The organism is Pseudomonas sp. CG7, assembly GCF_023701885.1.
In the GTDB taxonomy this organism is placed as follows: domain Bacteria; phylum Pseudomonadota; class Gammaproteobacteria; order Pseudomonadales; family Pseudomonadaceae; genus Aquipseudomonas; species Aquipseudomonas zanjanensis.
Genome location: NZ_JABAEE010000008.1, coordinates 43731 through 58440, shown reverse-complemented (window position 1 = coordinate 58440; position 14710 = coordinate 43731). Strand labels below are relative to the sequence as shown.

Sequence of the window (14710 nt, the reverse complement as noted above, 5' to 3'; positions counted from 1 at the left end):
GCCCCTGGCGAGGCAGGCCCAAGGGTGTATACTTTGGCAAATTTTGTCAAAAAACAGGCAAAGTCATGAGTACCATGAACATCTCGCTGCCAGACGCTCTTAAATCTTTTATAGATGATCAGGTTAGTCAGAGAGGCTACAGCACCAGTAGCGAATATGTGCGGGAACTGATTCGCAAGGATCAGGATCGGCAGCACCTTCGTGGCCTGGTACTGGCCGGGGCTGAGTCGGATCCCACTGCTCCTGTGAATGGCGACTACTTCGAATCTCTACGGGCTAAGGTGCGCAAAGGGTGAGGATGAAGGCGAAACCCGTCATTCCGCGAGCTCTTGCCAGCCAGGATGTAGAGGACGCCATCAACTATTACCTAGGTGAGCAGGCCGAGCAGGCGGCACTCAATTTCATCGACGCCCTGGAAAATGCCTATACGCATATCAGCCGCCATCCGGCATCGGGTATGTCCAGGTACGCCCATGAGCTGGATATTTCCGGATTACTCTGCTGGCCGCTGAAGCGTTATCCCTATCTGGTGTTCTACGTAGAGCGCAATGAGCACATTGACGTATGGCGAGTTTTACACGCCATGCGGGATATCCCTGAATGGATGTCGTCATGAAGCAAGCGAAACGTTTGGCCGCAATGACGTAGCCCAATCTGCAAAGATTGGGCTTTTTCACGTCTGAAAAAAATGAACACCAAACCAAAGACCGCCGCCGCCACGCTCAAAAAATGAACTTGAACAGCGCAATCACCACGATCAGGCCAATCAGGAAAATGATGCCTACGGTGCCGCCAAGGAATTTCAACATAAGAACGCTCTCATCGGATGGGCTTAATCGTCTAGACCGCCACCGATCACGCGCGTTTCGTCGAATATTCAGTCGTGATGATCAATGGACCGCAAAAGATCTCGGCACTGGCACATGCTCGAATTTCGAGATGGTGTTGATCCAGTAGCGACGATAGTCCGTCTGGTCCGGTGCCAGCGGTGTGTGGCTAGACCACGGGTGTTTCTCCTTCAGGCTGGCGCGGTACGCTTCCCATTCTTTCTGTTCGGCCACTTCCCGGGCTTTGCTCCGGTCGTCGAACCAGCCCAGCACGTAAGCTTCGCCCTGATCCGTGCCGTGCGCTATCAGCAAATAAATTTCTGTCATGACTGACCTACCGTTCCGTCCTGCGCCCCAGTGGTGGGGTCTTATCCGGGGTATCGGCCGTTATGGCGCGTGTTTGAGGTTGATCGCAGAAAAACGCTGGGCCCAACGATGAGCGTCACGAAACTGCTGAACAGCCGAACAATCGCTTTGACTGGCGAGCGCTTCGACGACGGTTTTGCGCAAGTCGGTGCCTTCCTCCACGATCCAGACGCTCGGCTCCCGGTCGCGCAGGGCCATTTCACCGAAGCGAGTGGCAATGACAGGCAGGCCGAGGGCGCGGTACTCGTAGTATTTGATCGGGTCGACCGAGGCGGTCAGGCGGTTGCGCTTGAACGGGATCAGACCCACCGAAAACCTTGCCATGGCCGCGATTGCACTGGCATGGGAGCATTCCGGAAGCAGTTCGATGTTGGCCGGCAATGCGCAAGGCGGGGGTGTGAAGACGGGGCCAATCAGCCGGACGAGATTGCCAGGATTGGCCCGTGCCAGCGCGATGACCAGGTCCCAGTCGAACCAACGACCCAGTGTGCCGACATAACCCAGCACCTGCTGCTTGGCACTCAGGTCCAGGCGCTCGACCGGCATCAGTCCATGCAGGTCACAAGCGTTAAGGGCCAGAGCTACCTGATCGGTCATGCCCAGGAGTTTGTCGCGAAGCGGATTGGATGACGCCAGTACCGTGCCCACCCGTCGAATGAGCTGCGCCTGGCGACGTTCCATGGACCGGCGTGACAGGCCCCGGTAAAAGGCCGGGAAATCGTCCATGGCATCGTAGACGGTGGAGCTTTGTGGGATCAGCGCCAGCAGTTGCAAGGCCAGTTCGGAAGGTTTCCCCACACAGATCATGCAGGGCCCTTGGGCAGCAAATGCCACGGCCTCTTTGAACAGGTCACGCCACAGTCGCTTGAGCAGCATGGCTGAGCCTGGCAGGGGCTCGATGGGTAAGCTACGGGGTTTGCGGACCTGCAACCAGGGTGGAGCGCTGGCGCTTTGCTGATCGGCGACGGGCGGCTTGCCCCTGAAATCGTTAAGCGTGGGTAAGCGTGTCGGGTACGGATCGATCCAGAGCACCGGCGCCCCGGTCTGGTGGTGATACCAATCGACGAAGTGATGGGGGCGCTGGCTGAAGCTGGCCCATGGCAGCGGCGACAGGTAAATCATGCGCATGGCTGGAAGTACTGCCTTAACACATCGACGATACGTGCTGCGGCCTTGCCGTCGCCATAAGGGGAAACCCCACGTGCCATGCCCTGGTAAGCCTCGGGGTCGTCGAGCAGGCGCTGTGCCTGTTCGACGATGAGGGCCCGGTTGGCGCCCACCAGCTTGCCCACGCCGAGGTCGACCGCCTCCGGGCGTTCGGTTTCCTCCCGCAGCACCAGCACGGGGTTGCCCAGGGCCGGGGCTTCTTCCTGCACCCCCCCGGAGTCACTGATGATCAGGTACGAGCGCTTCATTGCCGCGATAAACGGCGCGTAATCCAGTGGTGCGCAGAGGAAGATATTCGGGGTCTGGCCGAGCAGTTGGTGTGCGACCTCCTTGACGTTCGGGTTGGGATGGACGGGATAGAGGATCTGGATGCCCGGGTTCCGCTCGGCCAGGTGCTTGAGGGCCTGGCAGATATTCTGGAACGGTTCACCGAAATTCTCCCGCCGATGGGAGGTGACCAGCACCAGGCGTTTGCTCGCGTCCAATGGGACAGTCAAGGCGCAGTCCTGTGCCGCGGTCATCAGCAGGGCATCGATCACGGTATTGCCGGTCAGGGTGATATCGCTGGCGCTGACGCCTTCGCGCAGCAGGTGGTCCACGGCGCCCTGGGTGGGCGCGAAATGCCAGCGAGTGAGCTTGCCGGCGATGACCCGGTTGGCTTCCTCGGGGAACGGATTGCAGAGGTCCCCGGTACGCAGGCCCGCTTCGACATGGCCGAAGGGAATCTGCCGGTAGAAACACGCCAGGGCGGCACTCATGACCGTGGTCGTGTCGCCTTGAGCCAGGACGACATCGGGTTGCTCGGCTTGCAAGACGTTGTCGAGTTCGAGCAGCAGGCGAGAGGTCAGGGCCGCCAATGACTGGTTGGGACGCATGATGTCCAGGTCCAGGTCGGCCGTGATTGCGAAGCCGGCCAGGATCTGGTCCAGCAGGCCTCGGTGCTGGGCGGTGGCGAGCACCCGGCAAGCGATATTCCTTTCGGCCTGGAGCGCCTTGATCACGGGCGCCATCTTGATGGCTTCCGGACGCGTACCAACGATGCAAAGTACCTTGTGGGTCATGCCTTTTGATGTCCTATCGTGGTGGCAAGTGAGCGGGCTATCCGGTCCGCATTGGCCATGAGGGTCAGCGTGTGGGACTTTTCGGTGAGTCTGGGCAAACAGGCACCGTCGACAACATGCACACCGGGCAAGCCGGCGACTTCGCCAAGGCGATCGGTCTGCCCGATCCGGGGCGTCGCGTGCATGGGCAGCGTGCCGGCATAGTGGATATCTGCCCCCGGCCTGCCGACGGTGAAGCTCATGGGCATCAACAGCGCGCCCATTTTCCAATAGATCCGGCGAAGCTTTGTCTCGGCAGACTTCATGAGTCCGGGGAGTTCGGGATGCACGTGGCCGTTGATGCTCAACGAGCCATCGGGGCGCAAGGCCGCCGTGTTGTGGGACAGGTGTCCGGGCAGGAAGAGGTTCCCGACGACGCAGGCACTGAGCAGGTTTTTCAGCAACTCGATGCTGTAGCGTTTGCTCAGGGGGATCCGGTTGACAAACTCGGTCATGGGCAAGCCCGTGGTGTTGAATGTCGAGCCGAAAGCCGTCGCACCGGCCGTCAGCGCCAGGGTGAAGGATAGCTGGCCCAAGCCAAATGCCGGTGCCCTCGGGGTGCCGAGCATTTTTGGCAGCCACAACAGGAAGGCCGCTGTCGGCGATGACAGCAGCGGTATCGGGGCCGAATGATTCAGGCCCTTGAGGGCGAGTCGGGTCGAGGCCAGGGTGCCCGCCGCCAGCAGCAGGCGTGTACCGCAGAAGCGCCGGGAAGAACGATGATGGGTGACCGCCCATGAACCGTCCTGTGTCTGCAGATCCTCCACGAGGAAATCCTGGACGTGCTGGAATCCCGGGTACTGCTTGAGCTTTTGCAGCTCTTGCGACGCGCTGTACAAGGCTTGGTGGTGACAGCCCCACAAGCAGTTTCCCGACAGGTCGCAGGCCTTGCGCGCGTCCAGGGGCTGGCTCAAGACGGCGACCCTGGAGCGGCCCAGGCGAAACCCCTGCTCGGGATACGCCGAGCGACGCCGGGCGTACTGATCGAGCAGACGTTGGTGCAGGGCATCCAGTGGCAGCGGCGGTTGCGACCACTCATCGAGGCCGAAATAGCTTGAAAGATCATCGTCGATCCGGCCACTGATGCCGATCCGGCGGGCGACGGTTTCGTAGGACGCTTGCATCTCGGCATGATCGATGGGCAGCCCGGCTAAGTCGCTGGCACCCAGCGTTGCCACGCCGCAGCCCCAGGCATTGGACAAGCCGCCGGTGGCCAGGGAGCCGACGCCGAAAAAGTTGTCGGTCTCGATGCGATTGCCGGCGCTGAATCCTTCGAAGAGATGGGCGTGGGTCGGTGTCTTCAGCTTGGGCGATACCGCGTCCAGTTGGTTCAAGGCGTGGAAGTTATCGCCAATCATCCATTTCCACTGATGCGCGTCGTTGGCCCTGGCGCTGAGGAACGGGCGGGTTGGCAGCACCGATGAACCGATGCTGGCCTGGGCATCGATCATGAGGACTTTCAGGCCCGCCTTGACCAACGGATAGGCCGCCGACGTCCCGGCCGGGCCACTGCCGACAATGATCACATCGAATTCAGGCTTCACGGTGGGCTTCACTTTCACGCAGCAGTTGGCGGGCAAAGGGCCGGCCTGACAACGCCGCTAGTTTCCACGTCAACGCTTTGATCGCGGTGAGCCCCAGCGCAACCAGCGTGGCGACAGGGCTGCGCGATTGTTGGACACCGAGAAACACCTGGGCGCCCTGGGGGCTGGCTTCGGCGATAGCGAGTGCAACCTGCAGGCGCCAGGCCAGCGCCTGGCCGTCGGGCTTGCCCAGGACGCCGGGGGTGTCCAGCAGCGGCAGGAGTATCGGCCAGCTCATCAGCAAGCGTGAGCTAATGACGGGGCGGGTTTTCCCCCCACGCTCCAGTGCCCTGACATAGCGACTGACCAGGCTTCTTTGCGGCGGGCGCTTGAGCAGATAGTTCAAGAGAACCGTGGCTTCCTGGAGAAGCCCGCGACGTTGCCCCCGGCCGGAGCGATGCATGCCGTGGGCGAGCGGGCGCAGTTGACCGCCGAGTTTTTGCAGGGAACGCTCACTGTCCATGGGCGGCAGGTGGATGAGGGAAAAAATCCGCTCCAGGCCCAGCTTCGCGCCCATGGAGTGCCCCAGCAACCGACGCAACAGCCTGAGCAGTACCACCGGCAGGGGAATTGGCAGGCGAACGGCACGGACCCGGTGCGCTGCAATCGCCCCCAGGCAGCGGTCGAAGGCAATCGGCTGCACGGCGCCCAGGTTGAGGATTTCGGCACGAATGTCGTCCCGCTCGACGACGGCCAATATCGAGGCCGCGAGGTCATCGACATGGATGGGTTGTATGCAAGGCGCTGGCCAGAGAATCGGAATGAACGGATTTCGGCGAACCAGCCCCGACAATAGGCCAAAGAGGCCGCGTTCGGGACCGCCGTAGACTTGCCCGGGGCGGATCACTGTGCCCCCGGCGGCCAGCACATGTTGTTCGATGCGCCACTTGGTCCGGCCATAAACGCTCGGGGCCGTGGGCTCGGCGGTTTGGCTGGAGATGAAGATGAACCTGGCCGAGCCTTGTTGGGCGCATCGGATCAGCGCCTGGGCCGCGTTGACTTCATCGTCCGCGTCGTTGTCGGCACCGGTCGAGGTGTCGGCCGCCAAATGGATCAGCGCCTGAGTGCCGGCCGGGCATTCGGGCGCCGGGCCCCGCAGGTCATAAGGAAGCCAGGCATAGGGGGCAGGGCCCGGCTGGCGGGTGGCGCAAATGACCTCGTATCCCCTTGCCGTCGCGAGGGCGGACAAACGTTGCCCGATGTAGCCTGTCGCGCCGGTTATCAATAGCTTCATGGTCATGCGCCTTCGGCTCGGTCAGTGGGAACCGGCGGGGGCGTAGTGGAATGAAACACGAACAGTTTGCTGATCCAGTAGGTCAGGGCCACGCAGATCACGTCGCAGACAAATTTCACCGGGGCAGGGCTGTCGACGACATACAGCCCCACGCTGAACAGCGCCGAAGCGACCGGGATATTGATGGCGAGCAACGAGAAATAACGCAGCGCTTGCGCCTTGCTGCTGCCATGGGTCGACTGGAACGTGAAGTGTCGATGCAAAAAGAACGCGAACACCCCGGCCACGCCTTTGCCGGCAATGTTGGCCAGGATGGGGTGACCCCCGAATAGTGCGATCAACAGCAAAAAGGCACCCATGTCCAATGCATAGGCCATGACCTGGATGGCGCCATAGCGGATAAAGGTCAAGACGTCCTCCGGATCACCACGATGTGATGCAGTGCCAACAGTCGCCTCATCGGATGCAGCAGTTTTTCCACGAGCTTGAGCACGGGGATCAGCGCGTCAGGCAACAACTGGCGAAAGTTCAGGCCGCCGGAAACCAGGTAGCGCAAATAATTGCCGCAGATTTCCTGGTGGACGATTTCCAGGCCTGGGTGCTTGCGCTCGAACGCCTGTCTGTCGCGCACGAAGACGATGTAGCTGAGGGCCTGGTTGGCGCCGTTCATGGGGCCGGTCGAAGGTGTCTCCCAAGACGGGAAGTGCATGTCGAAGCCTTCGGACTTGAACAGGCGTTTATAGAGAAAAGCGGCAAAGGGTGCGTGAAAGGGCTCGATCAACATGGCGCCGCCGCCGACCTTGAGCGTTCTTTCCAGCTCCGTGAAAAATTGCTCGGGGTGAGGAAAGTGATGAAAACAGTTCTGGCCATAAAAGGCCCTGACCGAATGATCGCCCAGGCTCATTGCTTCGGCATTGAGCGCCATGTCCAGTTGCTCGGTGGCGACAATGTCCGTGGCCAATACTTCTGGGTACGAATCGCGCATGGGCGCGATGCCCGCCCCCAACTCCACCTCAAGGCCTTCGACCTTGAAGTAGCGGTCTGCCAGGCGATGAAACCCGTGGTGAAACTCCACGAAGACTTCCCGCAGCATTCGCTTGCGTTCAAGCACTTTGCCGTGAAGTGCGAGTCGTTCAAGGCCATCGACATCCAATGCCTTGAGCGACGGGTCCGATAAAAAATCCCTTAGCGCTTTGATGAGTTTTCTTCCCGCAATGACGTTGCTTTACCGCGCCTGGATTGCCGTGGCCTGCTGGGTACCGAGGCGATGTCGTAACCGAGGAACGCCATGATCAACTGCAACCCCATGAGCATGGGCAGGGCGCTGAGCATCACGGTGCCGGCGGGCGTCGCGACGCTATTCTGCGCCGATTCATACCAGTGATAACTGCCGAAGAAGATGCCGAACAACAACATCAGAATGCCGATCGGCAGCTCGATCGACGCCAGGGACATGTCGCGTAAATAGTAGTTGTAGAGCACGCGCTTGGTGAAATTGCGCAGGTGCTTGAAAAGGAATTCGCCCACGATCTTCGAAATCTTGAGGTGGCTGACTTCGTCGCCGTAGCGGGCCTCCATGGGAATGTCCACCACGACGGCGCGCACCGTGTTCAGGCGGAACAGAATGTCGGTCTCGAAAAAATAGCGCTGGCTGACCTTGTCCAGGGGTAGCAGCCGGGCGACGTCACGGTGGATCGCCGTGTAGCCATTGGTAGGGTCGAACAGATCCCAGTAACCCGTCGACAGTTTGGCCATCAGCGATAACACGGCGTTGCCGAACAGGCGCAGCCGCGGCATCGATTGCACTTCTTCCAGATTGAAAAATCGATTGCCCTTGGTGTAGTCGGCTTCACCCGCCAGGATCGGCTCGATGAACAGCGGGATCAGCGTCGGATCCATCTGACCATCCCCGGCGACTTTGACGATGATACTGGCACCGTCGGCGAGGGCTGCCCGATAGCCGGTCATGACCGCACCACCGACGCCTTTGTTGACGTCATGGGGCAGCACTTTGACCCGGGAGTCGTTACAGGAGGCCTGGACATGCCCGCCTGATCCGTCCGGGCAGGCATCGTCGATGACATAGATGCGCCAGACCTCCGGCCCTATGGCGTCGATGACGCCGACAATGTGCGCGGTGACCCGATAGCTGGGGATGACGACGGCGACTCGCTGTTCATCCGTGAAAAGCTCGGTTTTTGAGTTCATCGATATCGCCCACTATTGCCTGAATGAAAGTGACCTGAATGCCACGGGAGTGTCGGTATGCCCGGACGCATAGATGATCGCGGACGTGGCATTTGCAGGGGCAACGACGCTCATTTCATGGGTCTCCCATTGCGTGGTGCAGTCAAATGTCTCGATGCTGGCGGTGATGAAATCGCCTTGGTCGTCCATCCAATTGGCCTGGATTCTGCCGGTGGTGGCCGTTGTTGCGCAGCGTGCGGACACGCTGTTGATGTACGTCAGTCCCGGTGTCACTTCGACCCGCTGCGTGGCCGGTGTGTTGACGTTGACGGTCAGGATCTTGCGCGCCGCGTCATACGCCGAGGGTGACGTCAGGCTCCAGCCTTCGAGGCTGGACAGCTCCGGGTTGAGCAGGCGTTCATCGTGCGTGACGTTGAGTTTGCGCAGGTCCAGGTCACCCAATCTGGCAGACGACGTGGACACAGCGAGCAGCCGATCGAGAGGCGCCTGGGGAAGGGATTTGAGGTCGCTCAGCAGCCAGTTCACCTGACGCTGGCGCAAGCGCTGGGTGAGCGCCGAGGGTGAGGCCGCCGCATCGAATTCGTTTTTCCACTTCAGGTTGTACCAGGATGCGTAAAGGGCATCGCCGTGCAAACCGGCCATCAGCGGCGACGCAAAGACCGCCACGGGCTGATCCCCGCTGTTCAAGGCGTTGACGGTGTCGACCATTTTCCGGATAGGCAGGCGTTGCAACAGATAGGCCTCCCGACCTGCCTGGCTCAACAGTGCCGAGGGGCTGATGTCGCCGTAATAAGTCGCGGCCTGAATGAAACGGGTATTGGCCAGGACCAGCAGGGCACCGGCGACGATGGCGAGGCTGCGGGGGAAAACCCTGGCGTCGGAGAAGGGCAGGGCCAGGATCACCGAAAACAGCGCGAAGGACGGGAACACATAACGCAGGTAGGCCGTTGAGTGGAACGTCGTGAACATCGCGCCGGCGCCAACCAGGAGAATGCACAGGGCTTTTCTGTTGCCGCTCACCAGCACGGCGACGGCGGCCGTGGGCAGCAACAGCCACTGGACGCCGGCCGCACCGACGCGCCCTTCGATGAACTGAGGCGACTTGAAGACCATTCGATAGAGGGTATCCCAGGTCATCCCGGTACCGAACGTGGCCGGCGGTTCGAAATTGATGTCGGGCCAGAGCGGCGAATGGAAGATGGCGATGAAAAACGGGAACACCGGGTTGCCGGTCAAGACCCCGGCGCAGAGGTAGGGAGTGGCGCCGGCCAGGATCAGGCCGGCACTGCCCAGCAGGAGCGTCTTGACGATGCCTGGCACAACCCAGGCCTTGAATTGCACCAGCAGGATCACCAGCAGGACCGGCAGGACGCTCAGCGTCACGGCCTTGGTCGCCAGGGCGAAGCCCAGCAGGACGCCGGCCAGGAACAGTTGCGACAGGCGCTCCCTGGGATCCGGCGTGAAGCTTGTGACCTTCAGGATCGCCAGGGTGCCGGCCAGCATGAAGGCGGTCCACGCCGACTCGATATGCAGGCTGCTGCTTTCGGCGAAGGCGAGGGGCGTTGAGAGGAAGATCAGGCTTGCCCAGCGGGCACTGGTGGCAGAGCCTCCGGCCCAGAGGGTCATGTTGCGGATCTGCCACGCCAGCAGCAAGGTGAATGCGCTGTTGCTCAGGCGCGCTGCTGTTTCGCCGGCCAGCATATAGACGATGCTGTAGATCCAGTCGGCCAGCATGGGCATGACGGCCCACACATAAGTGCTGGCATCGAATGACCATTGATGTCGCTGGGCCAGGTGTGAAGGGACGAACAGGTGCATGGCCAACGCGTCATGCCCGACCTCCGGCATGAAGGCGACCAGCACGTAAAGGCAGGCAAAGCCGCCGATCAGGACGTCATGCCCGGTCTGGAGGGGTGTTTGTGCTGAGCGGGTGGCCTGGATGTGCCGCGGCAGTTCACGCCATGACCCGGTGACGTGCTTGTGCCCCAGTAGCAGCGGCAGCGACAGCATCGCGCCATATAGCCAGGGGTAGTTGATCGGCCAATACGCGGCCAGGCCCGTTAGCGTACCGAACGTACCGGCACCTACCAGCAGATGGACACTCCAGTCGGCAGAGGCTACTTGCCCGAGCATCCACCTGCCGAGCACCGTGGCAGACAGCGCGAAGACTACGACCACTATCACCGGCCAAGCTTGCGCGCAGGCAACGGCCAGGCACGCCAGTAAACCCAGGCAAAGCATGAGCGGTGGCTTGCGAGTGAAGACGGTGAGGACGGCGAGAACTGCCACTGACAGCAATATCGTCCGGCTACTGCTGTTCATGGACGCCAGTTCAAGCGTCGAAAAACCGTACACACCGACCACCGCACTTACCAGCAGAACCAACAGCACTACTGCATATTTCAGGCTGAATCTGGGCAAAATATCGTCTCGGCTAAAGGGACAACACTGTCCATTAAGGCAAACCAAAGATTCGTGGCGAGGGAGCTTGCTCCCGCTGGGCTCTGTAGGAGCTGGCGAAGCCTGCGATCTTTTGATCTTTCACTTGGGATTCAAGTGTCCGGGGAAAGATCGCAGCCTCGCTTCGCTCGACAGCTCCTACAGGCCCAGCGGGAGCAAGCTCCCTCGCCACACATTCATCTGCTCCCTTGAGTAAATAGCGTTGCATGCGAAGGACGTTCAGGCGTCTCGGTACGTGTGCGGGACCCAGGATCCCCACTTGCTTTCGTAGATCGCCCGGTTCTTTTCGAAAAGTGCCTGTTTTTTCCTGGCGCCCAAGGTGTTGAACGAGGCGGACAGGTGGTGATGAACGAAAACATCTTCGGCACAGGCCGCGCGCATGCCACGACGCTGTATGCGGCGGCAATAGTCGTCATCCTCGAAAAACCCGAGGCCGTACTCTTCGCACAGGCCACCGACCTGCTCGTAGGTCGAGCGCGGGAACATCACGCAGAAAAACGCCAGGGTGTTGATCTCGAACCACTCGCCCATGCGGGCGCGGGTCATTTGCGCGGCTTCGGCGGGCATGTCTTCTATCCGCTCATAGCGGGTGCTGACTTTGGCCTCATTGCCGATGTTGTTGGTGATCGGGCCAATGATGCCGATCTCCTTGTGGTCTTGCAGGTGGCGGATCAAGCCTTTGATCCAGCCGGCGGTGACGACCGTGTCGTTGTTCAGGATAACCAGGTAGTCGCCGCTGGCCGCGGCGAGGCCCAGGTTGTTGCCGGCGGCGAATCCTTTGTTGTCCTGGTTGAGGATCACGATCCGGTCTGGATGGCCGTCGGCCCAGGCAGTGAGGAACGCCGGGGTCTGGTCGCTGGAGTGGTTATCGACGACGATGATTTCAAGGTTCGGGTACTGGCTCTGGGTCAACAGGCTGTCGAGGCAGGCCTTGGTCAGTTCGAGGTTGTTGTAGGTCAACACCACGACGCTGACTTTGGGCACGGGCAAGGTTGCAATGGCCTCGCGCAGGCTGGCGGCCCGATGCTGCCAGGTCTGGCCCCGGGCGAACGATTGACGGGCCGCCAGCGTGGCGCTGTCCTCCGGCAGTGCGCCCAGGACACTGCGTAGGGTCGAGATGATCTCAGTCGGCTCTTCAACCGCCCAGACCAGTTTGCCAAACTGGCTCAACTCCGGCAGTTTCACCGACACCACAGGTTTCCCCGCGCTCAGGTATTCATAGACCTTGACCGGGTTGGTGGCGAGGGTCAACGGCATGACCTTGAACGGAAGCAGGCAAACGTCCATGGCGTGGAGGTAGTAAGGCAGGGAGGCATACGGGACTTCACCCTCCAGGACCACATTCGGGAAGGCCTTGAAGAGTCTATTTGCCTGGACGATATCACTGCCGATCAACAGGATCAGGTGCTGCGGGAAGGACTGGGCGACCCGCTTGACCAGGTCCAGGTCGAACCATTCGGCAATGACGCCGTAGTAACCGATGATCTTTCTGTTGCCGGGGGCCCGGTAGACCTTGTCGGGACGTCGGCTGAAGAAACTGAACTCGCAGGCGTTGCGGATCACCTCAACGTTACGGTTTTCCCGCTTGCCGTGTTGTTCGATCCAGTCGGATGTCGCCACCAGCAGATCGGCCCGGCGCATCAGGGCGATTTCCAGGTCGAGCAGTTCCTGGGCCACGTTGCCGAAGCCTTCGTGGTGATCCATGCAGTCATAGACCAGCGTGGCGTTTGGCACTCGCCTGGCCAGCGGGAACCAGTAGGCGTGCTGGACAATGCAATCCGCCGCGTTGACGTTCGCCGATTGCAGGAGCATGGCCAGGCCTTCGCACAACTGGCGGATCGCGGCCGCTGACGGCGGGGCATGATAAATGGCCGGTGCACCGAGCACCTTGAAACGGATCTGGAACAGCCGGTTGGAGCCTTCCAAGGGCTCTGCTTCGAAGCCGGGGGCCTCGTCGTCGATGAAATTGTTCGAGATATAAAAAGTCGTTTGTCCGGCCCGGGCCAGTTCCTTTGCCAGGTTTTGTGGGCGTTGGATGCGAAAGTGCCAATCGATCACGCCGAACATCAGGATCGTGGGCTGCCCGAGGCTGGACGGTACTGCAAGGTTTACCGGCGGTGGCAAAGATTGCAGCGCAGAACTGGCGTCTGCCGATGATTCGCCCGGTGTTGCCTTGCCGGGTTTCAACCAACTTCGAAGCCGACGCGCCAGCTTGCTTTTCTGCTGTGCGGTGAGTGGCAACCAGGCGTAGACCTGGCGCGATAATTTATACAACTGCTTGCGTATCGAATAACGCAGCGGTGCACGTTCGATGGCGTTGCCCCAGTCGGAAAGCTTGAACAGCTCGGCTTGCTTGGCCGCCAGTTGGGCACGCAGATCCACCGCCCAATCGGAAAGCACGACAGCCTCTTTTTCCTTGGTCTGGATTAATGCCTCGGCGTCCTTGAGGCGCTGTTCGGCCACCCGCAGTTGCTCGCGCAGTCGCCCGGTCTTGCCTTCTTGGAGCGACAGACGGGTGCGAAGCGCTTTCGAACCAAGGTTCAGTTGTTCGATAAGCCGATCTCGATTCTCGATTTCCTTGACCAACTGCAAGGTTTCAATGGTTCTGGATTGTGTTGAGCGAGTCAGTTGGTCAATGCAATCAACAAGACGGTTGATCTGGTCCATGCGGTTTTCTGGTCCTTTGGTCAATACGGCGACGCACACTCGGTCTTCAGGATTGATGTGTGCGTCAGTCACCAGCCAGGCTCCAGCCGTGGCATGAATCAGCATAGCGGGTGCTGAGCGGGGCGCCACGCAACAATGTCATATAACGTCGGCAAAGCCTTTGCGGGTCCGCTGGAACCAGGCAAACCCGGCGCAGGCAATCAGCACGGAAATGGCCGAATAAGCCGCCAGATAGGTCCATTGCGGCGGCCGGCCCCAGAACAGCACATCGCGAACCATTTCCACCGGCAGCGTTAGTGGGTTTGCCTGCAACGCGGCCTGATAGCTCTGCGGAAGCGTCGAGAGCGGATAGAAAATCGGCGAGAGAAACAGCATCGCCGTGATGATGATGCCGATGAACTGGCCGATATCACGCAGGTAGACGCTGATCGAGGCGAGAAACCAGGAGAGACCCAGCGGCATCAGCACCAAGGGAAAAAGCACCAATGGCAATAGAAGGGCCGTTATCGGTGGCGTTCCGAACAGGACGACATAAAAGATCAGCCAGGCCAGGACGCTGACCGCCATGTGGAACAGCGCTGCGCCGAGCGACACCAGGGGCAGGGTTTCCAGTGGGAACACGATCTTCTTGACGTAGTTGGTATTGGCCAGCACCAGGCCCGGCGCACGGCTCACGCATTCGGAAAACAGGTTGAAGACCAACACGCCCGCGAACAGTACCAGGGCGAATTCGCTCTTGGATTCACCGCCGCCCGACCAGCGGGCCTTGAAGACGACACTGAACACGAAGGTGTAGACCACCAGCATGAAAACCGGAGTGAAGAACGACCACAAGACGCCGAGCATCGAACCCTTGTAGCGCCCGATGACTTCTCTGCGGATCAATACGTAGATCAGGATTCGATTGACCAGGACACTCTTGATCATGGCGGTGGGGGACGTGCTGAACGACTGCATTGGTGCTTGATCCTTAAGGCAATATTCGGATGCTCCCTGTGTCGCGTCCTCATTGGAGGGTAGACCACGTGCAGGTTCATTCGAAGTTTTTTTCCCCATCTGTGCTTAACTCATCCGCAGTTCCCAGCGAAGGACTGATTG

14 protein-coding genes are annotated in these 14710 nt (G+C 60.4%); 2 read left to right on the top strand and 12 right to left on the bottom strand.

All coding sequences use genetic code 11. The features are described from left to right. Positions 1-65 precede the first annotated feature (65 nt). Both HGO40_RS05450 and HGO40_RS05445 read left to right on the top strand, forming a co-directional pair. Complete coding sequence (locus HGO40_RS05450; RefSeq protein WP_250962202.1) at positions 66-296, top strand: type II toxin-antitoxin system ParD family antitoxin; 231 nt, start codon at positions 66-68, stop codon at positions 294-296. 2 nt (positions 297-298) lie between these two features. Further along, entirely contained in the window at positions 299-616 is a 318-nt protein-coding gene (locus HGO40_RS05445; protein ID WP_250962201.1) for a type II toxin-antitoxin system RelE/ParE family toxin, read from the top strand. A 106-nt stretch (positions 617-722) separates the two neighbouring features. Here HGO40_RS05445 and HGO40_RS30770 read toward each other — a convergent pair whose 3' ends face one another. From HGO40_RS30770 to HGO40_RS05390, 12 genes are all read right to left on the bottom strand, one after another. Next, positions 723-809, bottom strand: a complete 87-nt coding sequence (locus HGO40_RS30770) for a small membrane protein YohP (RefSeq protein ID WP_442087941.1) — start codon at positions 807-809, stop codon at positions 723-725. Between the two features lie 81 nt (positions 810-890). Then, complete coding sequence (locus HGO40_RS05440) at positions 891-1154, bottom strand: hypothetical protein (RefSeq protein WP_250962200.1); 264 nt, start codon at positions 1152-1154, stop codon at positions 891-893. Positions 1155-1214: 60 nt separating this feature from the next. Further along, positions 1215-2321: a glycosyltransferase family protein gene (locus HGO40_RS05435; RefSeq protein ID WP_250962199.1), complete on the bottom strand. Its 1107-nt coding sequence runs from the start codon at positions 2319-2321 to the stop codon at positions 1215-1217. Next, complete coding sequence (gene wecB / locus HGO40_RS05430) at positions 2312-3421, bottom strand: non-hydrolyzing UDP-N-acetylglucosamine 2-epimerase (protein WP_250962198.1); 1110 nt, start codon at positions 3419-3421, stop codon at positions 2312-2314. Before wecB ends, HGO40_RS05435 begins: the two co-directional genes overlap by 10 nt. Then, positions 3418-5004, bottom strand: coding sequence for an FAD-dependent oxidoreductase (locus HGO40_RS05425; RefSeq protein WP_250962197.1), 1587 nt, complete (start codon positions 5002-5004; stop codon positions 3418-3420). The genes wecB and HGO40_RS05425 overlap by 4 nt, the downstream gene beginning before the upstream one ends. Continuing rightward, entirely contained in the window at positions 4994-6277 is a 1284-nt protein-coding gene (locus HGO40_RS05420) for an NAD-dependent epimerase/dehydratase family protein (RefSeq protein WP_250962196.1), read from the bottom strand. The genes HGO40_RS05425 and HGO40_RS05420 overlap by 11 nt, the downstream gene beginning before the upstream one ends. Before the next feature lie 2 nt (positions 6278-6279). After that, positions 6280-6687: a GtrA family protein gene (locus HGO40_RS05415; RefSeq protein ID WP_250962195.1), complete on the bottom strand. Its 408-nt coding sequence runs from the start codon at positions 6685-6687 to the stop codon at positions 6280-6282. Beyond that, positions 6684-7370 (bottom strand): class I SAM-dependent methyltransferase, encoded by a 687-nt coding sequence (locus tag HGO40_RS05410; RefSeq protein ID WP_250962194.1) that lies wholly within the window; start codon positions 7368-7370, stop codon positions 6684-6686. The genes HGO40_RS05415 and HGO40_RS05410 overlap by 4 nt, the downstream gene beginning before the upstream one ends. A gap of 92 nt (positions 7371-7462) precedes the next feature. Then, positions 7463-8485, bottom strand: a complete 1023-nt coding sequence (locus tag HGO40_RS05405; RefSeq protein ID WP_250962193.1) for a glycosyltransferase family 2 protein — start codon at positions 8483-8485, stop codon at positions 7463-7465. 12 nt (positions 8486-8497) lie between these two features. After that, on the bottom strand, positions 8498-10906 hold the full coding sequence (locus HGO40_RS05400; RefSeq protein WP_250962192.1) for a phospholipid carrier-dependent glycosyltransferase: 2409 nt from the start codon (positions 10904-10906) through the stop codon (positions 8498-8500). 258 nt (positions 10907-11164) lie between these two features. Continuing rightward, positions 11165-13684 carry a glycosyltransferase gene (locus HGO40_RS05395; protein WP_250962191.1) on the bottom strand — a complete coding sequence of 840 codons (2520 nt, stop codon included), beginning with the start codon at positions 13682-13684 and terminating at the stop codon, positions 11165-11167. 66 nt (positions 13685-13750) lie between these two features. Continuing rightward, the gene (locus HGO40_RS05390; protein WP_250962190.1) at positions 13751-14569 is read right to left on the bottom strand and encodes an ABC transporter permease; all 819 of its coding nucleotides are present in this window, start codon (positions 14567-14569) and stop codon (positions 13751-13753) included. Positions 14570-14710: the final 141 nt, after the last annotated feature.